Genomic DNA, 23,425 nt, shown 5'->3' on the forward strand with positions numbered 1-23,425 from the left:
ATAGCTTATCATTAATGGATTGGTTATGACTCAAAGAAGTATATATAAATTAATGTTGTGAAACGAGCTAGATAAGAAAACTGAGCGTTCACAAATAGTTTTATTTTTAGACGGGTATTGCAATAAGACTTGTTACCACTATTTAGCATCACTTGCTCTTGTAGACACTGACAGCAATATTCTATGGTGATGGCAATACTTAGGGATAAAAGTGTTTTATCGAATAGTATTTAACAGGATATGACACATTGTCTAACTACCTGAGCATACAACGACTGACACAATAATAAGCACGATTCCATTCATTTATCTATCAAATAGACGATTATTATGAATAGTATAACCAAAGAAAAATCTGGCCAAGTACATACTGAACTGGCTGCCGATAACGCCAACTATATAGAAGCTCTCTACGAGCAATACCTAACAGACCCTGATAGTGTTGATACTGACTGGCAAACGTACTTTGAACAGTATAAGTCGCAGAACGATGCTCAGCATAACGCTATCAAAGATCAGTTCTTACTACTTGCTCGTAATCAAACGGCAAATAAGAGTAGCAGTACTGATACCGACTCTAGCAGCTCTGCCAACTGTGATCCTAAGCAGATGGGCGTACAGCAACTAATCTCAGCATACCGTCGTCGCGGTCATCGCCGCGCCAAGCTTGATCCTTTAGATTTGCATCCACGTGCAGAAGTAGAAGATTTGACGCTTGCTTATCATAATTTGTCAGAAGCTGATCTTGATACCGTATTCCCGACAAATGATTTAGTCATCGGTAAAGATGAAGCGACATTGCGCGAAATCATCGAAATCATGGAACGTGTTTACTGTGGCCATATCGGTGTCGAGTATATGCACGTTACCACCAGTACAGAGAAACGCTGGATGGAAGAATACCTAGAGACTAATCTAGGCTATATCAAATTCGATAAAGAAAAACGTTTATCTATTCTTGAGCGTTTAACCGCTGCTGAAGGTCTAGAAAAATACCTTGCTCGTAAATACACGGGTGTTAAACGTTTTGGTTTGGAAGGGGGCGAGAGCTTCATTCCTGCGATCAATGAAATCATTCAACGTGCTGGTGGATATGGCACAAAAGAAATGGTCATTGGTATGGCTCACCGTGGCCGCCTCAATCTATTAGTCAATATCTTAGGTAAAAATCCTGCAGACTTATTTGATGAGTTTGATGGTAAAGTGCAGCCAGAAAAAGGCTCAGGTGACGTTAAATACCACAATGGTTTTTCATCTAACGTGATGACACCAGGTGGCGAAGCGCATTTGGCTTTAGCATTTAACCCATCGCATCTTGAAATTGTCGCGCCAGTACTACAAGGCTCAGTACGTGCTCGTCAAGTACGCCGTAATGATCAGCCACTACTAGACAATACTGGTGGTAATTCAGTATTACCTATCGTGATTCATGGTGATGCCGCTTTTGCTGGTCAAGGTGTGGTTCAAGAAACCTTCCAGATGTCACAGACCCGTGCTTATACCACTGGCGGTACTGTGCATATCGTGATTAATAACCAAGTTGGCTTTACTACTAGCCGTCAAGAAGATGTTCGTTCAACTGAATATTGTACTGACGTTGCCAAGATGGTTCATGCTCCTATCCTACATGTAAACGGTGATGATCCTGAAGCAGTCGTATTTGCCGCTCAGTTAGCATTAGATTATCGTCATAAGTTTGACAAAGACATCATCATTGATTTGTTCTGCTATCGCCGTAATGGCCATAATGAAGCAGATGAGCCATCTGCAACTCAGCCATTGATGTATGCTGTTATTAAGAAGCTTCCAACTACTCGTACTCTTTATGCGCAGAAGCTTATCGCAGAAGGTATCTTAAATACTGAAGAAGAAAAACAGTACGAAGATGACTATCGTGAGTCGTTAGACCGTGGTGATTATGTTGTTAGCTCATTGGTTCAAGAGCCTAACGAGCAGTTATTTGTAGATTGGAAACCTTATCTAGGTCATGACTTGGTTGATGACTGGGATACCAGTGTTGATATAGAAAAGCTGAAAGGTTATGGACGCCGTATGGCCGAAATGCCAGAAGGTTATAAGCTACAACGTCAGGTTCAAAAAGTCGTTGAGCAGCGTCTAGCGATGCAAACGGGCGAAGAGCCTCTTAACTGGGGTGCGGCTGAGACATTGGCTTATGCATCATTGGTCGATAACGATGGCGTACTAGTACGTATTACTGGTGAAGATGTAGGCCGTGGTACTTTCTCACATCGTCACAGTGAAATATACAATGTCAATGATGGTAGCATGTATGTACCGTTGTCTCATCTGAGCGAAAATCAAGCGCGCTTTGCTACTTACAACTCATTGTTGTCAGAAGAAGCGGTACTAGCCTTTGAATATGGTTACGCGACCACTGTACCGAACGCATTGATCGTTTGGGAAGCACAGTTTGGTGATTTCGTGAATGGTGCTCAGGTTGTGATTGACCAGTTTATCTCAAGCGGCGAGACCAAATGGCAGCGTGTTTGTGGTTTGACGATGTTGTTACCACATGGCTTTGAAGGTCAAGGCCCTGAGCATTCATCTGCACGTTTAGAGCGTTTCTTACAGCTATGTGCTGAAGACAATATGCAGGTCATTACCCCAACGACTCCTGCGCAAATTTATCATGCATTACGTCGTCAGGCAGTACGTCCTATTCGTAAGCCATTGATCGTTATGTCACCAAAGAGCTTATTGCGTCATAAGCTAGCGACTTCTAATTTAGAAGAGCTTGCTAACGGTAAGTTTGAGACGGTATTGCCAGAGATGGACGATCACAACGCAGATAAAGTGACCCGTATGGTTCTGTGTGGTGGTAAGGTCTATTATGATTTGTTAGAGCAGCGCCGTGCATTAGGTCTTGATCATGTGGCTATTGTTCGTATTGAGCAATTGTATCCATTGCCAGAGACTCGCTTAATCGCTGAAATCGAAAAGTACAGTAACCTAACTGAAATTGTATGGACGCAAGAAGAGCCATTGAACCAAGGCGCTTGGTACTATTTGGCACCGCATATGTTCCGTATTGTCGTACCGCATCCAACCAAAGCAAAAGTCATGGAGCCAGTAGCGCGTCCTCCTAGTGCAGCCCCTGCAACAGGATCACCAAAACTACACGCTCAACAACAGCAAGCACTCATTGCTGGTGGCCTTGGCATAAGTGTTGATGAATTAGCTCAGTAACACCTTGTCTAATCAAAAGATTATAGAAGATAAATGAATCAGGCGATGACAGTCAGTGTTTTTTAATAAAATATAAGCAAAGTTATTAGAAAACTACTGACTGCCTATCACGACTTAATAATAAGTATGAATATCCAAATCTAAGGAGTATATCGATGGCTGACATCAAAGCCCCCGTTTTTCCAGAATCGGTTGCCGATGGCACAATCGTTGAGTGGCATGTCACTGAAGGTCAACAAGTTAATCGTGATGACCTATTGGCTGAAATTGAAACTGATAAAGTTGTATTAGAAGTTGTGGCACCTGATGATGGTGTATTGACCAAAATCGTAAAGCAAGTTGATGATACTGTGTTGTCTGATGAGCTTATCGCTCAGTTTGAAGCCGGTGCAAGTGCTGGTGCTAGCGCAGAAGAAGCGCCAGCAGTAGATCCTGATCAACCAGCTGCGCCAGTTCAGGCAAGACAAGCTGCCGATGGTGGCGAGCCTGTTCAAGCAACAGATAAGAAAGGCGAAGCTGATCATAAAGATCAAAGCCCAGCAGTTCGTAAAGCAGCAAAAGAGTCAGGCATAGATCCTAAAGAAGTTGAAGGTAGTGGCCGCGGTGGTCGTGTAACCAAAACTGATATGGCTAACCCTACATTGAAATCAGACAGCAGCATCAAGTCTGATAGCGGCCGTCCTGTTGCTGAATCAATGGGTGAGCGTACTGAAAAACGTGTTCCAATGACTCGTCTTCGTAAACGTGTTGCTGAGCGTCTATTATCAGCATCACAAGATACAGCGATGTTGACGACGTTTAACGAAGTGAACATGAAGCCATTGATGGACATGCGCGCTAAGTACAAAGAGAAGTTTGAAAAGCGTCATGGCGTACGTTTAGGCTTTATGTCGTTATTCGTAAAAGCAGCGACAGAAGCACTGAAACGCTTCCCAGCAGTAAACGCTTCACTAGATGGCGATGACATTGTTTATCATGGTTTTTATGATATCGGTGTAGCAGTATCTTCAGATCGTGGTTTGGTTGTTCCAGTACTACGTGATACTGATCGCATGAGCATGGCTGATGTTGAAAGCACAATTCGTGAGTTTGGCGGTAAAGCACAGCAAGGTAAGCTTGGTCTAGAAGACATGACTGGCGGTACGTTCACTATCTCTAACGGTGGTGTATTTGGTTCATTGATGTCAACACCTATCTTGAACCCACCACAAACTGCTATCCTAGGTATGCACGCTATCAATGACCGTCCAATGGCTGTAGATGGTAAAGTTGAAATCTTACCAATGATGTACCTAGCGCTATCTTATGACCATCGTATGATCGATGGTAAAGAAGCAGTACAGTTCTTGGTAACTATCAAAGAGTTGGTCGAAGACCCTGCAATGCTACTACTAGACCTGTAAGCTTTTAAGCTTGTATTGGCAACCGCTGATACAAGCTTTTTAACTTTGGTATAGATAATGATTTTTATTAGTCAGCGATCTCTTTATGCGCTGATAACTGTATTTAAATAAATTTAATAATGGTGACTTGCTATCGATTATTGATGAGTGAGTCTATCTCATTGACATAGTGTATTAACTGTTCAGTGTAGATAACGCTGATCTATCAGCGAGATAACAACCAGTTTAAATGACACATACAATTAAAAATAGGAACGTACTATGAAAGACAATTATGATTTAGTCGTCATCGGCGGCGGTCCTGGTGGTTACGAAGCAGCTATTCGTGCAGGCCAGCTCGGTATGAGTGTTGCTTGTATCGAAAAGCGCGTTTATAAAGGCGAGCCAGCACTTGGCGGTACTTGCTTAAACGTTGGTTGTATCCCATCAAAAGCCCTACTTGACAGCTCACATCGTTACGAAGCTACTAAGCATGACCTTGACGAGCACGGTATCAGTACTGGTGACGTTGCTATCAATATCGAAAAAATGATAGAACGTAAAGAAGGTATTGTTAAGCAGTTGACTGGTGGTGTTGCTGCGTTGCTAAAAGGCAATGGTGTTGATTGGCTACAGGGCTGGGGTACTTTAGTTGACGGCACGGGCGCTGACAAAAAAGTCAAATTTACTGCTCTAGAAGACGAAAGCGAAACGACGATCACTGCTAAGAATGTTATTCTTGCGGCAGGTTCTGTGCCTATCGAGATTCCTGTTGCCAAGACTGACGGTGACCGTATTGTTGATTCAACTGGCGCACTTGATTTCACCTCAGTCCCTAAGCGTTTAGGCGTTATTGGTGCTGGTGTTATCGGTCTTGAGCTTGGTTCAGTATGGCGTCGTCTAGGTAGCGAGGTCGTCGTATATGAAGCACTTCCTAGTTTCTTAGCTGCTGCTGACAAAGACATCTCAAAAGAAGCTGGCAAAATGCTGAAGAAGCAAGGTCTTGATATCCGTGTCGATACCAAAGTAACCAATGCTGAAGTACAAGGTGACCAAGTTGTCGTCACTAGCGAAAGCAAAGGTGAATCGAGCGAGGAGAGCTTTGATAAGCTAATCGTTTGTGTTGGTCGCCGTGCTTATTCTGAAAAGCTACTTGGCGATGACAGCGGTATCACGTTGACTGAACGTGGCCTTATCGATGTTAATGACCAATGCAAAACCAATCTTGATGGCGTTTATGCTATCGGTGATTTGGTCCGTGGTCCTATGCTTGCGCACAAAGCTATGGAAGAGGGTATGATGGCTGTTGAGCGCATTCATGGCGAAAAACCTCAAGTTAACTATGACACTATCATCAATGTCATTTATACTCACCCAGAAATCGCATGGGTAGGTTTGACTGAGCAAGAAGCTGAAGAAGCTGGCTATGAAGTTAAAACAGGTTCTTTCAACTTAGCTGCTAACGGTCGTGCATTAGCGCAAAGTGAAGCGCAAGGTTCTGTGAAAGTAGTTGCTGATGCGAAAACAGATCGTCTATTAGGTATGCATGCTATCGCTGCTGGTGCTGGTGATGTCGTCCATCAAGGTATGATCGCGATGGAATTTGTGTCTAGTATCGAAGACTTACAGTTGATGACATTTGCTCATCCAACTATTTCAGAAGCAGTGCATGAAGCTGCTCTATCTGCAGATGGTCGTGCTATTCACGCTATCCAGCGTAAAAAGCGTAAAAAATAAGTAATTGCTAATTTAGTTATTATCGATTTACAACCTGATTGTGGTATCGCTATTGTGGTGATGCCACAATCATGAGTGCGTCAGACGTATGATTAATATGTATATGTGCGCACTTGATTTCACTTTTTATTAATTGTAAAAAATAAAGGATACAATCAATGAATTTACATGAGTATCAAGCAAAAGAGCTATTAAAAAGCTACGGTTTGCCAATTCAAGAAGGCATCATCGCTCATAACGGCGAAGAAGCTGCTGCAGCTTTTGATAAAACCCCAACTGATATTGCGGTAATTAAAGCGCAAGTACATGCTGGTGGTCGCGGTAAAGCTGGTGGTGTGAAGCTGGTTAAAACTCGTGAAGAAGCTAAGCAAGTTGCTGAAGAGCTGATCGGTACTAACCTAGTAACGTTCCAAACTGATGCTGATGGTCAGCCAGTCAACTTCGTATTGGTTGCAGAAGATATGTACCCAGTACAAACTGAGCTATATCTTGGTGCAGTCGTTGATCGTGCGACTCGTCGTGTAACCTTCATGGCATCTACCGAAGGTGGTGTAGATATCGAAGAAGTAGCACACAGCACTCCAGAAAAAATCTTCAAAGTAAATGTTGATCCTTTAGTAGGTTTAATGCCTTTCCAAGCGCGCGACGTTGCGTTCAAACTTGGTCTAGAAGGTAAGCAAATTAACCAGTTCGTTAAATTGATGACTGGTGCTTATAAAGCATTTGTTGAAAACGACTTTGCTCTAATGGAAATCAACCCATTAGCCGTTCGCGAAAATGGCGAAATCGTTTGTGTCGATGGCAAAATCGGTATCGATTCAAACGCATTGTATCGTCTGCCTAAAATTGCAGCGCTACAAGACAAAACACAAGAAAACGAGCGTGAGCTTAAAGCCGCTGAGTTTGACCTAAACTATGTTGCTCTAGAAGGTAACATCGGTTGTATGGTTAACGGTGCTGGTCTTGCGATGGCGACCATGGACATCATCAAATTGTATGGCGGCAAGCCTGCTAACTTCTTGGACGTTGGCGGCGGCGCAACTAAAGATCGCGTTGTTGAAGCATTCAAGATCATTCTTGAAGACAGCAGCGTTGAAGGTGTTCTAATCAACATCTTCGGTGGTATCGTACGTTGTGACATGATTGCAGAAGCTATTATCGCTGCTATCAAAGAAGTTGACGTACAAGTACCAGTCGTTGTTCGTTTAGAAGGTAACAACGCTGAGAAAGGCGCGCAAATCCTAGAAGAGTCTGGTCTGAAATTGATTTCAGCTCAAGGTTTATCTGACGCGGCTCAAAAAATTGTCGATGCTGTTAAAGCGTAAGTCTTTAAATATAAGTGTTTAGAGATAAACGCTTAAGCATAGTAGTCAAATCGTAATAGTGGTTTTTATAATAAAAATTGGTTATCAAAATTTGATAATGATAGTCATAAAGGCCACTGTTACAAGACAACCGAATACAAGGAAAATATAATGAGTGTATTAATCGATAAAGATACCAAAGTATTGGTACAAGGTTTTACTGGTAAAAATGGTACGTTCCATTCTGAACAAGCCATCGAATACGGTACAAAAGTAGTTGGTGGTGTGACGCCAGGTAAAGGCGGTCAAACGCACCTAGGCCTACCAGTATTTAACACTATGGCGGAAGCAATGGAAGCGACTCAAGCTGACGCTTCTGTTATCTACGTACCAGCACCATTTGTACTAGATTCTATCGTTGAAGCAATCGATGCTGGCGTTAAGTTAATCGTTGTGATCACTGAAGGCGTACCGACTATCGATATGCTAAAAGCAAAACGCTATCTTGAAGAAGCTGGCGATGTGCGTCTAGTTGGTCCTAACTGCCCAGGCGTTATCACTCCAGGTCAGTGCAAAATCGGTATCATGCCAGGCCATATCCATCAGCCAGGTAAAGTAGGTATCATCTCACGTTCTGGTACATTGACTTATGAAGCCGTCGCTCAGACTACTAAGCTTGGTTTTGGTCAGTCAACTTGTATCGGTATCGGTGGTGATCCTATCCCTGGTATGAACCAGATTGACGCATTGAAACTATTCGAAGCTGATCCACAAACTGAAGCTATTATCCTAATCGGTGAGATCGGTGGTACTGCTGAAGAAGAAGCTGCTGCTTACATCAAAGATCATGTAACTAAGCCAGTTGTTGGTTATATCGCTGGTGTTACTGCTCCAGAAGGCAAGCGTATGGGCCATGCTGGCGCTATCATCTCTGGTGGTCAAGGTACTGCTGAAGAGAAATTCAAAGCGTTTGAAGATGCTGGTATCGCGTATACACGTGACCCATCTAAGCTTGGCGACAAGCTAAAAGAAGTTACTGGTTGGTAAGATAGGCATTAGTCTACAGTTAAACTACTAAATCTACATTGAAATATGATAAAGACACCCCTACAATGGGGTGTCTTTTTATATCTGAATCTCTTATGAAAACCAAGATACTAGTTACGGGCGGTGCTGGATATATCGGTTCCCATACCTGTATAGCATTGCATGAAGCAGGCTATGATATTGTCGTATACGATAACTTATCTAATAGTAACCGTGAAGCTATCAATCGAGTCTCTATTCTGATTGGACAGCCTATTGAGTTTATCGAAGGTGATATACGAGATACTGAGTTACTTAGAGAAGTCTTTGCTTTACACAAATTCTTCGGCGTGATTCACTTTGCTGGGTTAAAAGCAGTTGGAGAGTCGGTCTCCAAGCCATTGCTATATTATAATAACAATGTCAGCGGCACCATAACCTTATTAGAAGTTATGGCAGAGTATAGCGTTAAGAATATAGTTTTTTCATCATCTGCCACTGTCTATGGTGATCCTGAATCCTTACCCATCGATGAGAGATCGAAGCGTTCTTGTACCAATCCTTATGGACAAAGTAAGCTTGCAGTTGAACATATCTTAGAAGATCTAGCTGCGTCCGATGACAGTTGGAACCTGATTGCTCTCAGATACTTTAATCCAGTAGGGGCACATCCATCAGGACAGATTGGCGAAGACCCAAATGATATTCCTAATAACTTGATGCCTTATATTTCCCAAGTGGCCGTCGACAAACTTGAAAAGCTTAGCATCTTTGGTAATGACTATTCTACTGTCGATGGAACAGGTGTCCGTGACTTTATTCATGTCACTGACTTAGCTCAAGGTCATGTGGCTGCCTTCGATTATTTAGAGAAACAAAGCAGACTAAACGAAAGTGGTACGACACAACAATATTCAGTAGGCTTTTTACCTATTAACTTAGGTACTGGCAAAGGTACGTCTGTATTAGAGTTGGTATGTGCATTTTCTGATGTATCTGGTCAGGCTATTCCTTATCAGTTTACAGATCGTCGAGCAGGTGATATTGCGAGTTGTTATGCCAGTGTCGATAAAGCGAAAATGTTGTTAGGGTGGCAAGCTGAATTATCGATTACTGATATGTGTCAAGATACATGGCGTTGGCAGAGCATGTACCCAAATGGCTACGATGTTTCTTAAGTCACATGGCGTTACAGCTGTCTAATAATGCGTTATGATTGTCTCATTTTCACCCATCTTCTTAATATAGCTAACATACTATGAAAAAAATCACCCACGCCATTATTCCCGTTGCAGGCTTTGGGACACGTATGCTGCCATTGTCAAAATCTGTGCCAAAAGAGTTGTTACCGCTTGGCAATCGCCCTGCTATTCACTACGTGGTCGAAGAGGCCATCGCTGCGGGTGTCAAGCATATTGTCTTGGTCGGTCATGCGCAAAAGAGCGCGATTGAAAACTACTTTGATATCAATGCCGAATTGGACAATCAATTGCGTCATAAAGGCAAAGATGAACTGGCTGATAGCTTAAATTGGTTGCCAGAAGATGTGACTGTGTCGATGATACGTCAAGGTAAAGCGTTAGGTTTGGGACATGCAGTACTGGCAGCGCGACCAATCATTGGTGAGCATGACTTTGCCGTATTATTGCCTGATGTCGTGCTTGATCCTTTTACTACTGATATGTCAACTGACAATTTGGCGTTTATGTTAGATGCCTTTGCTACAGATGGTCATTCACAGATATTGGTTGATCAAGTAGCGGATGAAGATGTACATAAATACGGTATTGCTCAACTAGATGAAAAGCTCAGCGATACTAATGACATTAGTGAAGAAATAAATACTAATACTAGCTTTAAAGTGGCTGGTTTTGTAGAAAAGCCCAATTTAGATGATGCTCCTTCAAATCTGGCTGTGGTAGGACGCTATATATTTAGCAATAAGATATTCGATTACTTGACAAACACTAAAGCTTCAGTCGGTGGTGAAATTCAGCTGACAGATGCGATTGACGCGCTCATTAGTGAATATGGTGTCCATGTCACAACTATGCGTGGCGATAGCTACGATGCAGGCGATATGCGCTCGTATATGCAGGCATTCATCTACTTTGCCGAACAGCAATTAGCAGACGATGAGTAGCTGATGGAAGAGATAAAGGGCGACAAAGCATATAGCAGTGCTCGACATTCTAAATACTGGCAGCAACTACAGACGCTTGCAAAACATCCATGGTCGCTTGCACAGTTATTTGCGCAAGATGATAATCGCGCTAAGCATTTCAGTGTGCAGGCTGGTGCGCTGTATATGGACTTTAGTAAGCAGCGTATCGATCAGACAGTATTGTCTAACTTACTAAGTTTGGCCGATAGTTGTGAGCTAGATGCTCGTATTGATTCGTTACTACAAGGAGCGATGGTAAATACCAGCGAGCAGCGTGCTGCATTGCACACAGCATTACGATTGCCAGAGACAGCGACATTACAAGTCGATGGACAAAATATTGTCACTGATGTACATCATAGTTTGGCACAAGTAGCACGCCTCTCAGAGCGCGTGCGCAATGGCACGTGGCGCGGGTTTTCTGGCAAGGCAATTACAGATGTTGTCAATATTGGGGTTGGCGGTTCTGATCTTGGCCCACTCATGGCAACTACAGCGCTCGACGAATGGGCAGATACCAGTATTGAAGTGCATTTTGTCTCCAATATGGACGGTACGCAGCTTGATAATCTACTCAAGCATTTAAATCCTGAGACCACACTATTTATTATCTCTTCCAAATCCTTTGGTACGGTTGACACTTTATCGAATGCTAAGACGGCATTATCTTGGCTACTTGTGACGGCAAAACTCCGTGCAGGTACAGAAGATAGTGTATTGCGTCGTCACTTTATCGGCATCTCAGCCAATAGTGAAAAAATGAGTGCTTGGGGAATTCATCCTGAGCATCAGTTGCAGCTTTGGGAGTGGGTCGGCGGTCGATTTTCTCTATGGTCAGCAATTGGCCTTGCCATTGCTATTCGTATCGGTATGAATGGCTTTAAGGCTCTATTAAGCGGTGCTCATAGTATGGATGAGCATTTTGCACAGGCTGATTTTGCTGATAACTTACCAGTATTGCTAGGCTTACTGGCTGTTTGGAACAGTACTTTTTTACAAGTAAACGCGCACACTGTATTGCCTTATGATGGCCGATTGGGCTATCTACCTAGCTATCTTACCCAGCTAGAGATGGAGAGTAATGGTAAGTCTGTTACTCGGAATGGGGATCATATTGACTATGATACGTGTCCAATTCTATGGGGTGAAATTGGCTCAAATGCACAACATGCATTCTATCAGCTGCTACACCAAGGTACGCAGCAAGTCTCCTGTGATTTTATCGCTTGCGTGCGACGCTACGGTGATGAGGCGCAGAACTCATCATTGCAGCAACAGCACGAATTGTCTTTAGCCAACTGTCTTGCGCAAAGTCGAGTATTGGCATTTGGCAATGCTGCTGTGACAGATCTGGTTGATCCACAGACAGTGTCTCATGCGGACAAATATAAGTACTACCGTGGGAATCAACCGTCAACTACATTACTGATTGATGAGCTGACGCCGCATAGCTTAGGCGCATTGATAGCGCTCTACGAGCATAAGGTCTATGTCATGGCCAGCATTTGGGATATCAATCCGTTTGATCAATGGGGCGTTGAGATGGGCAAGCAAATGGCAGACTCCGTACACCATGCTATGCAGCACGTGCAGAAAGATTCTCAAGGTCTATTTGATACGTCTACTGACCAATTACTACAGCGTATCAAACAGCTGTCCTAGCGATAATGGTGTGTCAATAATATAGGAAAGCACGCTCATGGAAACGGCTTTAGATGGTAGCCATATGAATAAATATAACAATAAATCTGAACCAAACCAATTAACTGATTCCACAGTCTGTGTGCTTATTGGTCACAGTATAGAGGCGATTACCAGTGCAGTAGTGCTGGCAAGTCTTGGTCAGTGTGTGCATCTTTACGCAGACAAGGCGCTACTGACGCAGCAGATACAACAGTATGGTTTTGAGCATCATCTGCAAGCGCTGTGGCAAATGTATGAGCAGCAGCAGGTCATTATCAGTAAGGAATTACCAGCTAGAGCCGATATGCTAATAAAAGGCTACGAAGCAGCTGGTCATAACGAAACTGATGCTCAAAATACGGTGACGCTTTATTGGTTGTTTTTAGACAGTGTCAAGCTAGCATGGACAGAAGACAGCTGGATTACCGTGTTTAATCACAGCTATCAGCAGGCGCTACCTGTGATTATGAGCGGCATTGAGCAATTAGGCCATGTAGCCGATTTGGCTCAGCGTTTACAACGTGCTTGGGTCTATTATGTGCCATTTGTATTCTTACAAGATGGCGATGCGTATAGCTCGATGTTGAATCCTTCGTTATGGCTACTGGGTGAAAAGACAGCAAGTAGCAGCCAGCACTTGAATGTACTGAAGCCTTTAATGCAGCACGCACGCGCTACTCATCATGCTGATATCGCAACGATAGAGTTTGCTCGCAGTAGTATCATGGCGATGCTAGCGACTAGAGTGAGCTTTATGAATGAGATGTCACGTTTGGCTGATAGTCAAAATGTTGATATCAGTCAAGTCAGTCGCATTATGGGATTGGATGAGCGGGTAGGCAGTAGTTATCTAAAAGCAGGGTGGGGCTTCGGTGGTAATACTTTGCCCACTGAGCTGGCTAAATTGCAGCAGTCAAGCTATAGGCATAGCTTAGATATGCCTTTATTACAATCTATTATGCATATTAATGAAGATCAAAAAGAGCTGATATTCCGTAAATTTTGGCAATATTTTGATGGTTTTATTGATAATAAAACAGTCATGATTTGGGGCGGTAGTTATAAATCAGGTTCAGGACGTACTGCTAGCTCAGCTATCCATCCGTTATTAGCATTACTGTGGTCTTATAATATTCGCACACTGGTTTATAGTGATAAGGCACAGCACGAGCTTGCTGAGCTTTATCAGCAACAACCCTTGCTTGAGCTGATTACTAGTCCCTATCAACAGCTTTGCGATACCCATGCTATTTTTATTGTTAGTTGGTCACCACGAGATCAATTGGATATTGGCAAAATCAATCAACAAGCCATGCCAGTATTTGATGCGCAAAATGCACTGACACGCTCGCAAATTAATAGCTTAGTAGGTGACTATATGGGTATTGGTCGAACTAAATAGTTTGATTTAAGGTTTTCTGTGTATAGAAAAAAGGCTCGCTAATACTCATTAGCGAGCCTTTTTCGACTGACAATCAGAATTATTTTACTGGGGTAATCACTTTATGTTGGTACGGCACCTTGAGTTGCTAGCCACTGCTCTATCTCTTGGGTTTTAGCAGCTAGTAACGGTTGCTCGCCGCGACTTTCGATATTTAATCTGATAAGTGGTTCGGTATTCGATGCTCGCAAATTAAAGCGCCACTCTCCAAAGTTAAGACTTAAACCATCAAGTGTCGATTTAATTGGTTGCTCGTTGCTGAATTTGGCTTCAATAGCGCTGATGATAGCTGGTGCATCGTGAGTAGTGAGGTGAAAGTTTAATTCGCCTGAGCTAGGATAGGCGGCAATATAGCCTGTGACCAATTCGGATAGTGTTTTACCGGTGATAGACAATAGCTCAATAGTCAATAACCATGGAATCATACCACTGTCGCAATAGAAGAAGTCGCGGAAATAGTGATGGGCAGACATTTCACCACCATATACAGCACCTGAGTCACGCATGACTTGCTTGATAAATGAATGTCCAGATTTGCTAATGACAGCTGTACCGTTATGTTCTTCTATCACTGCTTCGGTATTATAAATTACCCGTGGATCATAGACGATTGATTCACTCGGATATTTGTTCAAAAATGCTTGAGCGAGCATGCCGACGATGTAGCTACCATCGATAAATTCGCCACGTTCATCAAATAAGAAGCAGCGATCAAAGTCCCCATCAAAAGCAATACCAAGATCCGCGTTGTTTTCCAAAACGGCTTTCTGGGTGGCCACTCTATTGGCTTCAATCATTGGGTTGGGGATGCCATTAGGGAAGCTACCATCTGGTGTATGATGCAGTTTAACGACTTCAATCGGTGCATCTGCCTGTGCTAATTTATCGATTAATAAATCGACCACAGGACCTGCGCTACCATTGCCTGAATTAACGACCAGTTTGAGTGGTTTTAGTTTATCAGTATCGATAAAAGTCATGACATGATCGATGTACGCGCTTTTATCCGTCAATAACTGTAATTTGCCTGATTGATTATCCGTAGTGAACTGCCCAGATTCTGCCAGTGCTTGAATCTCTGCCAAACCATCATCAGCGCTGATTGGTTTTGAATGTTCTTTAACCAGTTTTAGGCCATTATAATTGATAGGGTTATGACTGGCAGTCACTTCGATACCACCTAACGCCTGATAGTGACTGGTAGCAAAATATACTTCTTCAGTACCACTCATGCCCAAATCAATCACATCAACGCCTGCATCCATCATACCTGTGATAGCTGCTTGCTTTAACTGCTCACTAGAGTGGCGAATATCACTACCGATAACGATAGCAGGTTTTAGAATTGCTATATCATTGGCTTGAGTTTGAGCCGCTGCCTGATAACACTGATACAAAATCTGTGCAAACGCGCGCCCGATACGGTAGGCAATCTCTTCATTGAGATTGACCCCAAGCTCACCCCGAATGTCATAGGCCTTAAATGAGCTGATAGTAATAGGGTCGAATGTCGCAGCTGGTTGATAGTTGGTGGTCGCAGAAGTGGACATAATGATAAAGTTCCTCTCGCATGAGCAGTGGTAAAATGAAGTCGTCAGTAGCACAATTATAAGCCAAGCTGTGTTCAATGATACACTAACTATTAGACGAATCAGCAAACAACACATAAAACGATAAGAGCCATCCTTATGAGTATTTCAGACAATAAAATTACCGTGCCCAAGCCCGTGCAAGGAACTCCAGACGCTACTGGCCAGCTTGATGATTTGTTAGCGTTGATGGCACGACTAAGGGCAGACTGTCCGTGGGACAAAAAGCAAACCAATCATAGCCTTATTCCGTACGCCATTGAAGAGGCTTACGAGCTAGGCGAAGCGGTACAAAGCGACGATGATGAAGACATCAAAGGTGAGCTTGGTGATGTGCTGCTGCAAGTGGTATTTCATTGTCAGATGTATGCGGAGCAGGGGCGCTTTGATATGAGTGATGTTATTACGACCTTACAAGAGAAGCTGGTTCGTCGTCATCCACATGTGTTTGAAGCCGAAACGCTTAAAGACGATGCAGCAGTAAAAGTACGCTGGGATGAGATTAAGCTCGAGGAGCAGCAGGCACGCGAAGCACGTGGTAAATCAAAGCGTCGCTTAGATCAAATCAAAGCGGGTAGTGCTTTGATGCAGGCGCAGGATGTACAAAAGCAAGCGTCAAAGTTGGGTTTTGATTGGGAAGGTATTGCAGGTGCCGTAGATAAGCTAGACGAAGAGATTGCTGAGCTAAAACATGAGCTAACAGATAAGTCTACAGCCGAGGTTAAAGCTAACATCAGAGAGGTCGAAAAAGAATTAGGCGACTGTATGTTTGCACTCGTGAACGTTGCACGCAAACTAAACCTTGATGCAGAAGCGGCTACCTTAACCTGCGTGCACAAGTTTAAATCTCGCTTTGGTTATATTGAGGAGCAGCTAGAACTCGCTGGCAAGCAGTTAGAGGACAGCGATATAACAGAAATGGATGCACTGTGGGAAGCGGCGAAACAACATGAACGCTCATCGTAAATTTTCATTTGCCAGCTTACTGACGACCACAGCTGTTAGTCTCCTATTGTCTGTGGTCGCACTCAGCAATGCGAATGCAGATCCTTGTTTTGACGACCCTAAACGTGCCTATGAGTATTTAATCGCAAAAGAAAAAGCTATTACACAAGCGCGTGAACAGAAAGTCATTAATATCAATCGAGCCAATGAAGGCGAGCTAGTTTCGTTAGATGGTATCGGCAGCAGTAAAGCGCAGGCGATAATTTTATATCGTGACATGTTTGGCGATTTTAAGACAGTGGATGAGTTAGCCAAAGTGAAAGGTATCGGTGCAAAAACAGTCGAGAAAAACCAAAGACGTTTAAGCGTGCGCGATTAATGATGGTGTTTTGCATTAATTAACCCTAATATTGACAAAATAGCATGTAAGTAAATGTCATAACACCCCCAGTAGGTCCAAAATTTGTTAAACTAGCGGGTACATCCGCCTGATAAACGCTGTGTTATTCAGGGGTAGTTAAAGAATACCGGCGAGGAGTAGATGCATGGCCGAGCGTGCCGCCAAGCAGTTAGAACTGAACAAATCTGAATTACCCAATTCCATTACTGAAGTGATTGCCACATTGACCCGTGCTGGGTTTGATGCGTATATCGTTGGTGGTGGTGTGCGCGATACTTTATTAGGTCTGCGCCCGAAAGACTTTGATGCCGTCACCGATGCCAAGCCACATGAGATTAAAGATGTCTTTGGTAAGCGCTGCCGCATTATCGGTCGCCGCTTCCAGTTAGCGCATGTATACTCAGGTCGCGAGCTGATCGAAGTTGCTACTTTCCGTGGTCCACCAACCAGTGATGCCAATACCAATCAAGATGGTATGATTCTGCGTGACAATGTTTGGGGCGATATCCGACAAGATTTTTCCCGTCGCGACTTCTCTATTAATGCGCTTTATTATCAACCGCTCAAAGGCATCGTTCATGATTTCTGCGGTGCGCTTGATGATATTGACAACAGAATCATTCGTCTATTGGGCAATGCGCCAGTACGTATCGAAGAAGATCCTGTGCGCTTGCTCCGTGCCTTACGTTTCAAAGCCAAGCTAGGTTTTGAGTTTGATGAAGCGTTGTCCGAGCAATTCAATGACGGGAACTGGGCGCTGCTTGAGCAAATATCACCGCATCGTCTCTATGATGAAACGCAAAAGATGTTTACCGGTGGCTATCTAGTACCCCTATTGCCATTATTGTTTGAATCAGGTGCGATTGATAGCCTCATTATCTATCCACCGTCTGAGCCAAGTGCTTTAGTCAATCAGGTAGCTATCAATACCGATAAGCGTATTGCGGCAGGCAAGAGTATCAACCCTGCGTTCTTCTATGCTGCCTTACTGTGGGAAAATTACCTACATCAATTGGCAAAAGCTAAGAAACGCAATATGCCGTTTGCCGAAGCGCAAATGCATGCGGCTGGTAAAGTCATCGACCGTCAGCGTATCAAAACCGCTATTCCGAAATTTGCTGAGCAGTTTATCCGTGATATCTGGATATTGCAGCCGAAACTTGCAGCCCCACGTAGCAAGCAAATCGTTCAGCTATCTGAGCATCCACGTTTCCGTGCGGGTTTTGACTTTTTATTATTGCGTGAGCAATGTGGCGATGCAGAGCATCCGCTATCAGAGTCAACCAACGATATGGGTGACTGGTGGCAGACGTATCAAACCTTATCTGAACAAGAGCAGCAGCAAGCGATTGATGAATTTGACGAAAATATTCGCCGAGGTGCTTATAAAAAAGGGCAACGTGGTCGCGGACGTAATCGTCAAGAATCAACAATACAGACTACTGATAATGCAGCACCTAATCAGAACAGTACAAAGCAAAATAAAGCCGATGACCGTGCTGAAAAAGGTAGAAATGATCAAACAATGGTAAATGATTCGTCAAATATTCCAGCCCGTCGCCGCCGCGCTGCCAACCAATCTAAAGCTGGCCGCACTGACAGTGGTAGACACAACGTGCAGCAAGTAGAGCAAGACAATAATGAGCTTGCTCAGCTACAGCAGCTGTCTCTTGCTAGTAACAAGCAATCGGCAAGTCAACAGGCAAAGCCTAAGCCATTGTTTGTGATCGAGCACGAGAATGTCGTGCCGCCATTGCAGAAGCAACTGTCAGCTGATGATACGTCGAAGCGCAGCAAAGCACCTGTACGAAAGCAAGCATTAACCAATCAAGATGCATCAAAGCAAGTGGCTAAAGCCGAGCGCGTAAATAGTAGCACTCAGCCGTCTAATAATAACCACCCAGAAGATCAAGCATCAGCTAGTCAGGCTAGACCAGCTCGCTCAATCGCAAGATCACCTGCGTTAGTTAGTATGAATAACGAGCCGATCCCGCATAAGCGTCGCCGTCGTCAACCTACTGTAAATAGTGCGAGCAACATTGAAGTACAAAGCAATAGCGATGCGAAGGGCAATAATGGCAAAGCACAGCTAGCAGCGAAGTATGCGAAAAAAGCGCCTAAACCTGCAGTTGAATCGCCTGATAAAAGCGATACTAAAGTTGTAAAGGAAGTAGGTAGCAAGGCAGTAGATAGCAAAGACGCGGCAAAAACCGCTGCACCTGCGAGAGCCAAGAAATCGGTGAAAGCAACTACTGCAAAGGCTGCTAAAGCGAAGCAAGATACGAGCGATCAAATGCCTGCTGTGAAAGTAACTGATAACAAAGGCCCTGTACCATCGAAGCGCCGCCGCCGTCAGCCTAGTACTGAAAGCGTATAATATGGATAACAGTACAGATAATAGTAACTGGGTTACCTGTTATGTGGGCTTGGGTAGCAACCTCGCTAATGAACTAGGTTCGCCTGCCGATCATTTGCGGCAGGCGCTTGCAGTAATGCGAGCACATGAGCAGGTACGTGAAGTAAGTGTCTCTTCTTTTTACGCTTCAGCACCGATGGGTCCGCAAGATCAGCCGGATTTTGTTAATGCAGTAGCTGGTTTTGAGACAACGTTTGCCCCTTATGAGCTGCTTGCTTTTTGTCAGCAGTTAGAGAGCATGGCCAAGCGGGCACGTTTGCGCCGTTGGGGTGAACGTAGTCTAGATGTTGATATTTTGCTATACGGCGAGACACAGATTACTGATCCAACACTGACAATACCGCACGCTGGTTTAAGTGAGCGCAATTTTGTCTTAATACCACTGCGAGAGTTGGCACCAAACTTAACCATCGCCGGTAAGTCGATAGGTGACTATTCCCAAAGTCGCGATTGGACAGGTTTAACATTACTATCAAGCGATTGATTATAAGCAACTAATACTAAGTGAGAGTTAATAAATGATTGGGAGGTTTGTCTAAGACATCTCAATCATAGCTAGAATAGTAGCAATATTGATAATAAAAGGCATTGCAGATTAATTGAGGGTCATATGACGACATTATCTACTCTAAATAAGTTTAAAAAAGACGGTACCAAGTTCACTTGCTTGACCTGTTATGACTCGATGTTTGCACGAATGATGGAAAAAGCCGAAATTGATACGATTTTAATTGGGGATAGCTTGGGCATGGTTGTACAAGGCCATGACTCAACATTACCTGTAACAGTCAATGATATGGCTTATCACACTGCCAATATTGCCCGTAGCAACAAACACGCGCTGATATTGGCTGACCTACCGTTTATGAGTTATGTGACACTACCAGAAGCCGTTGCTAATAGTCGCACGCTAATGCAAGCAGGGGCGCATGTCATAAAAATCGAAGGCGGTAGCGAGCTGTGTGAATTGGTAACGACCTTGGCGCAAGCAGGTACACCAACTTGTGTACATCTTGGTTTGACTCCGCAATCAGTCAACGTGTTTGGCGGTTATAAAATTCAAGGTCGCGGTGATGAAGCAGCTGACAAACTGCTTGCTGATGCCAAAGCAGTCGTTGACGCTGGCGCTGCACTGCTAGTATTAGAATGTGTTCCAGCCGCACTTGCAAAAGCAGTGACAGATGCGGTTGCCGTGCCAGTTATCGGTATTGGTGCTGGAGCCGATACTGATGGTCAGGTATTGGTTATGCATGACATGCTAGGTATGGTGCATGGCCGAGTGCCACGTTTTGTCCATGACTTTTTAACGGATGAGCGTAATAGCGCACACAGTATCGAAGGTGCTTTTGCGCTCTATCAGCAGTCAGTACGCGAAGGTAGCTTCCCGACTGAGCAGCACCAATTTAGCTGATTTTGAAGCTATTGAACAACAGAACGTTTGAATAGAAGAAAAGTAATCATGTCTCCAATTATTTATCATGATATCTCATCACTACGTGAAGCGCTTCAGCCTTATCGTGGTCAGCAAAGTGGCAAACAAGGCCGTCAGCAGCGCATTGCGTTAGTACCAACGATGGGTAATCTGCATGACGGTCATCTTGAGCTGGTAAAGATTGCCAAACAGCATGCGGATGTAGTGGTGGTCAGTATCTTCGTTAACCCTACGCAGTTTGGCGTTGGAGAAGATTTTGATAGCTATCCGCGTACGCTAGATGCAGATGTGGCTAAGCTTGCGACAGTTGATGCAGATTATGTGTTTGCACCTAGTATTGATGCGATGTATCCAGTATTACCACCACCTACTGCGGTGTTGGCTGGTGCTATTGCCAATCAGTTATGTGGTCAATCGCGTCCTGGACACTTTGATGGTGTTGGTATTGTTGTTGCTAAACTATTCAATATCGTACAACCAGATGTGGCAGTATTTGGACAAAAAGACTATCAGCAGCTTGCTATCATTAAGCAATTGGTACGTGACTTGAGTTATCCTATTAATATCATTGGTGCGCCTATTGTTCGTGCTGATGATGGCTTAGCGCTATCATCGCGTAATCAATACTTAAGTGCAAATGAGCGTCAAGCTGCCCCTGTATTACATCAAGCATTGCAAGAATTAGCACAGAGTTTGAAAAGTAAGGCTCTTAGTCAGCAAGCATTTGATAAGCTATTAGTAGATACGCGAACACGTATTAGTGACGCAGGTTTTATTATTGATTATCTGGAAATAAAGACTGAAGAGCTATGTTCTGTCGTAAGTGACTCTAAAACCTTTAATATAGAAAACAAAAACATCGTTATTTTAGTCGCAGCATGGCTAGGAAAAGCGCGTTTGTTAGACAATCAGTTGGTAGTGGTAAATTAGCTTTTATGATATAGCAGTAGACTAGATACAATAGACTTGGATGAGTAGATCATGGGTGTAAGTCAGGATCAAAATAGTAATGCGGCAGCAACGATAGCGGATCAGACGTCTACGAATAAGCTCAGTATATTGGTGGTCTCAGGGCGTTCAGGATCTGGTAAAACCTCAGTATTGAATATCTTAGAAGATCTAGGCTATTACTCTATTGATAACTTACCGCTGTCTTTGTTACCTAATGCTGCTCATAAACTGGTCAATGAAAGCGGCATTCATCGTATTGCGCTGGGTGTCGATATTCGAACGCCACGTGCTGATTTATCTAACTTTGCAGTAACGTATGCTTCTCTCAAGGAAACCTATGGGTCGCATGCGGTACAGATTTTATATGTGACTGCACAAGAGAGTACGCTGATAGCTCGTTTTAACGCGACGCGCCGTGTACATCCGCTGATGTCTCAAGATATTGATAGTGACAATGCTAAGCATATTGCCTTTAATTTACCGGCTGCTATCAAGAAAGAAGTTGAGCTGTTAGAGCCAATTGCTGGTCATGCTGATATTAGGATTGATACCAGTAGCCTAAATATTCATCAATTAAAAGACAGCTTGCGTGAACATATAGGCATGGACAATCAGATTGTCATCAATCTACTGTCTTTTGGTTTTAAATACGGTAGCCCTATTGATGCTGACTTTGTATTCGACGTTAGAATTTTACCGAATCCGCATTGGAACCCTGAGTTACGTGACTCGACAGGTCTGGATACTGAAGTAGGGGCATTCTTCTTAGATTATCCAGAAGTAGCAGAAATGATGGGTGATATTGATAAGTTTTTGACCCGTTGGCTACCGGAGTTTTTGCACAATAATCGTCATACGGTCACGGTTGCTATAGGCTGTACGGGCGGCAAACATCGCTCTGTTTTTATCACTGATCATCTACAACGCCGTCTTGCTGACGCTATGCCTAAAGGCGTGAAGGTCTTGGCAAAACACCGCGAAAAAAGTCGCTGGTAGTGATATCAGACACTATTTAATTTATTAATTATTATTTTGGAAAGCTTTTATGATCGACTGGAAAGAACAGGATATGCGCGTTTCGCGCACAGAACTCAAAAAAGCCCATGAGCGCTTGCAGCAGTTATCTATACCGCTTGCTAGCTTATCGAAAAAACAGCTAAAAGCCTTACCTGCAAGTGATTATTTTATGGCAGAGCTAATGGCATTGGCTGATATTACCAGCGCCAATGCTCGCAACCGTCAAACCAAACGTGTTGGCAAGCTGATGATTGAAGAAAATCGTCATGAGCTGATAAAGGCACTATTTGATGCCTTTTTCCCTAAAGAGCAGGTCTCAAAAATAGAGAGCTGGTACGAGCGCCTGAATATCAATGATGAAGGTACGCTCAAGCAGTTTGTGAAGCAATATAAAGCTTCTGAGCACCACAGTATGTATCAACTATTATTATGGATAGAATATGCCAAACACATGCAAGATGATGAGTTGCTAGCAGAATCTAAAGCAGATTTGGCAAGTTATATTCGTGAAGTGGCTATTTTATCGCAGCTGAAGAAATAACATCTATATACCAAGCTAGAAATCTATTAATTAGAATTTTATTAGTTGAAAGACGAGCAATTAAAAATGAGTGATTAAACGACGTATAGCTAAAAGGTTAAGATGCAAAAAAGCCAATCAATATATGATTGGCTTTTTTGTGCACGACATACAGATATGCTGTACGTCATGCGAGTTATTCAAGTACTTA

18 protein-coding genes are annotated in these 23,425 nt (G+C 43.4%); 17 read left to right on the forward strand and 1 reads right to left on the reverse strand.

All coding sequences use genetic code 11. The annotated features are described in order from the left end of the window. Positions 1–330: 330 nt before the first annotated feature. The 9 genes from JMY00_RS04675 (at position 331) to JMY00_RS04715 (ending at position 13,905) form a co-directional block, all read left to right on the forward strand. Positions 331–3,207, forward strand: coding sequence for a 2-oxoglutarate dehydrogenase E1 component (locus JMY00_RS04675; protein ID WP_201579287.1), 2,877 nt, complete (start codon positions 331–333; stop codon positions 3,205–3,207). A gap of 155 nt (positions 3,208–3,362) precedes the next feature. Next, positions 3,363–4,610 (forward strand): 2-oxoglutarate dehydrogenase complex dihydrolipoyllysine-residue succinyltransferase, encoded by a 1,248-nt coding sequence (gene odhB, locus JMY00_RS04680; protein ID WP_201579288.1) that lies wholly within the window; start codon positions 3,363–3,365, stop codon positions 4,608–4,610. Between the two features lie 261 nt (positions 4,611–4,871). Continuing rightward, positions 4,872–6,326 carry a dihydrolipoyl dehydrogenase gene (gene lpdA / locus JMY00_RS04685; RefSeq protein ID WP_201579289.1) on the forward strand — a complete coding sequence of 485 codons (1,455 nt, stop codon included), beginning with the start codon at positions 4,872–4,874 and terminating at the stop codon, positions 6,324–6,326. A 158-nt stretch (positions 6,327–6,484) separates the two neighbouring features. Then, on the forward strand, positions 6,485–7,651 hold the full coding sequence (gene sucC / locus JMY00_RS04690; RefSeq protein ID WP_201579290.1) for an ADP-forming succinate--CoA ligase subunit beta: 1,167 nt from the start codon (positions 6,485–6,487) through the stop codon (positions 7,649–7,651). Between the two features lie 150 nt (positions 7,652–7,801). Then, positions 7,802–8,677, forward strand: coding sequence for a succinate--CoA ligase subunit alpha (gene sucD / locus JMY00_RS04695; RefSeq protein WP_101204626.1), 876 nt, complete (start codon positions 7,802–7,804; stop codon positions 8,675–8,677). A gap of 95 nt (positions 8,678–8,772) precedes the next feature. Continuing rightward, on the forward strand, positions 8,773–9,834 hold the full coding sequence (gene galE / locus JMY00_RS04700; protein ID WP_201579291.1) for a UDP-glucose 4-epimerase GalE: 1,062 nt from the start codon (positions 8,773–8,775) through the stop codon (positions 9,832–9,834). Positions 9,835–9,914: 80 nt separating this feature from the next. Then, a complete protein-coding gene (locus tag JMY00_RS04705) occupies positions 9,915–10,799 on the forward strand; it encodes a UTP--glucose-1-phosphate uridylyltransferase (RefSeq protein WP_201579292.1) in 885 nt (294 codons plus the stop codon). Positions 10,800–10,802: 3 nt separating this feature from the next. Next, positions 10,803–12,482, forward strand: coding sequence for a glucose-6-phosphate isomerase (pgi, locus tag JMY00_RS04710; protein WP_201579293.1), 1,680 nt, complete (start codon positions 10,803–10,805; stop codon positions 12,480–12,482). Positions 12,483–12,519: 37 nt separating this feature from the next. Beyond that, positions 12,520–13,905 carry a UDP-glucose/GDP-mannose dehydrogenase family protein gene (locus JMY00_RS04715; protein ID WP_240990652.1) on the forward strand — a complete coding sequence of 462 codons (1,386 nt, stop codon included), beginning with the start codon at positions 12,520–12,522 and terminating at the stop codon, positions 13,903–13,905. 101 nt (positions 13,906–14,006) lie between these two features. Here JMY00_RS04715 and JMY00_RS04720 read toward each other — a convergent pair whose 3' ends face one another. Continuing rightward, positions 14,007–15,494 carry a phosphomannomutase CpsG gene (locus JMY00_RS04720; protein ID WP_201579294.1) on the reverse strand — a complete coding sequence of 496 codons (1,488 nt, stop codon included), beginning with the start codon at positions 15,492–15,494 and terminating at the stop codon, positions 14,007–14,009. 138 nt (positions 15,495–15,632) lie between these two features. Here JMY00_RS04720 and mazG point away from each other — a divergent pair, with 138 nt between their 5' ends. The 8 genes from mazG to yjgA all read left to right on the forward strand — a co-directional run bounded on the left by mazG (position 15,633) and on the right by yjgA (position 23,235). Continuing rightward, entirely contained in the window at positions 15,633–16,499 is an 867-nt protein-coding gene (mazG, locus tag JMY00_RS04725; protein ID WP_201579295.1) for a nucleoside triphosphate pyrophosphohydrolase, read from the forward strand. After that, entirely contained in the window at positions 16,483–16,857 is a 375-nt protein-coding gene (locus JMY00_RS04730; protein ID WP_201579296.1) for a ComEA family DNA-binding protein, read from the forward strand. The genes mazG and JMY00_RS04730 overlap by 17 nt, the downstream gene beginning before the upstream one ends. 166 nt (positions 16,858–17,023) lie before the next feature. Beyond that, on the forward strand, positions 17,024–19,255 hold the full coding sequence (pcnB, locus tag JMY00_RS04735; RefSeq protein ID WP_201579297.1) for a polynucleotide adenylyltransferase PcnB: 2,232 nt from the start codon (positions 17,024–17,026) through the stop codon (positions 19,253–19,255). Between the two features lies 1 nt (position 19,256). Further along, a complete protein-coding gene (gene folK, locus JMY00_RS04740) occupies positions 19,257–19,778 on the forward strand; it encodes a 2-amino-4-hydroxy-6-hydroxymethyldihydropteridine diphosphokinase (protein WP_201579298.1) in 522 nt (173 codons plus the stop codon). Positions 19,779–19,904: 126 nt separating this feature from the next. Continuing rightward, on the forward strand, positions 19,905–20,705 hold the full coding sequence (panB, locus tag JMY00_RS04745) for a 3-methyl-2-oxobutanoate hydroxymethyltransferase (RefSeq protein ID WP_201579299.1): 801 nt from the start codon (positions 19,905–19,907) through the stop codon (positions 20,703–20,705). A gap of 48 nt (positions 20,706–20,753) precedes the next feature. Then, positions 20,754–21,656 (forward strand): pantoate--beta-alanine ligase, encoded by a 903-nt coding sequence (gene panC / locus JMY00_RS04750; RefSeq protein ID WP_201579300.1) that lies wholly within the window; start codon positions 20,754–20,756, stop codon positions 21,654–21,656. Positions 21,657–21,707: 51 nt separating this feature from the next. After that, complete coding sequence (gene rapZ / locus JMY00_RS04755; protein WP_201579301.1) at positions 21,708–22,673, forward strand: RNase adapter RapZ; 966 nt, start codon at positions 21,708–21,710, stop codon at positions 22,671–22,673. Positions 22,674–22,722: 49 nt separating this feature from the next. Continuing rightward, a complete protein-coding gene (gene yjgA / locus JMY00_RS04760) occupies positions 22,723–23,235 on the forward strand; it encodes a ribosome biogenesis factor YjgA (protein ID WP_057757930.1) in 513 nt (170 codons plus the stop codon). The last annotated feature ends 190 nt before the right edge of the window (positions 23,236–23,425 follow it).

Origin of the sequence: Psychrobacter sp. Pi2-52 (assembly GCF_904846705.1) — a bacterium.
Classification (GTDB): domain Bacteria; phylum Pseudomonadota; class Gammaproteobacteria; order Pseudomonadales; family Moraxellaceae; genus Psychrobacter.

Excerpts from the sequence above, each read along its gene's own strand:
- JMY00_RS04675 (WP_201579287.1), top strand. The coding sequence starts at position 331 with ATGAATAGTATAACCAAAGAAAAATCTGGCCAAGTACATACTGAACTG.
- odhB (WP_201579288.1), top strand. The coding sequence starts at position 3,363 with ATGGCTGACATCAAAGCCCCCGTTTTTCCAGAATCGGTTGCCGATGGC.
- lpdA (WP_201579289.1), top strand. The coding sequence starts at position 4,872 with ATGAAAGACAATTATGATTTAGTCGTCATCGGCGGCGGTCCTGGTGGT.
- sucC (WP_201579290.1), top strand. The coding sequence starts at position 6,485 with ATGAATTTACATGAGTATCAAGCAAAAGAGCTATTAAAAAGCTACGGT.
- sucD (WP_101204626.1), top strand. The coding sequence starts at position 7,802 with ATGAGTGTATTAATCGATAAAGATACCAAAGTATTGGTACAAGGTTTT.
- galE (WP_201579291.1), top strand. The coding sequence starts at position 8,773 with ATGAAAACCAAGATACTAGTTACGGGCGGTGCTGGATATATCGGTTCC.
- JMY00_RS04705 (WP_201579292.1), top strand. The coding sequence starts at position 9,915 with ATGAAAAAAATCACCCACGCCATTATTCCCGTTGCAGGCTTTGGGACA.
- pgi (WP_201579293.1), top strand. The coding sequence starts at position 10,803 with ATGGAAGAGATAAAGGGCGACAAAGCATATAGCAGTGCTCGACATTCT.
- JMY00_RS04715 (WP_240990652.1), top strand. The coding sequence starts at position 12,520 with ATGGAAACGGCTTTAGATGGTAGCCATATGAATAAATATAACAATAAA.
- JMY00_RS04720 (WP_201579294.1), bottom strand. The coding sequence starts at position 15,494 with ATGTCCACTTCTGCGACCACCAACTATCAACCAGCTGCGACATTCGAC.
- mazG (WP_201579295.1), top strand. The coding sequence starts at position 15,633 with ATGAGTATTTCAGACAATAAAATTACCGTGCCCAAGCCCGTGCAAGGA.
- JMY00_RS04730 (WP_201579296.1), top strand. The coding sequence starts at position 16,483 with ATGAACGCTCATCGTAAATTTTCATTTGCCAGCTTACTGACGACCACA.
- pcnB (WP_201579297.1), top strand. The coding sequence starts at position 17,024 with ATGGCCGAGCGTGCCGCCAAGCAGTTAGAACTGAACAAATCTGAATTA.
- folK (WP_201579298.1), top strand. The coding sequence starts at position 19,257 with ATGGATAACAGTACAGATAATAGTAACTGGGTTACCTGTTATGTGGGC.
- panB (WP_201579299.1), top strand. The coding sequence starts at position 19,905 with ATGACGACATTATCTACTCTAAATAAGTTTAAAAAAGACGGTACCAAG.
- panC (WP_201579300.1), top strand. The coding sequence starts at position 20,754 with ATGTCTCCAATTATTTATCATGATATCTCATCACTACGTGAAGCGCTT.
- rapZ (WP_201579301.1), top strand. The coding sequence starts at position 21,708 with ATGGGTGTAAGTCAGGATCAAAATAGTAATGCGGCAGCAACGATAGCG.
- yjgA (WP_057757930.1), top strand. The coding sequence starts at position 22,723 with ATGATCGACTGGAAAGAACAGGATATGCGCGTTTCGCGCACAGAACTC.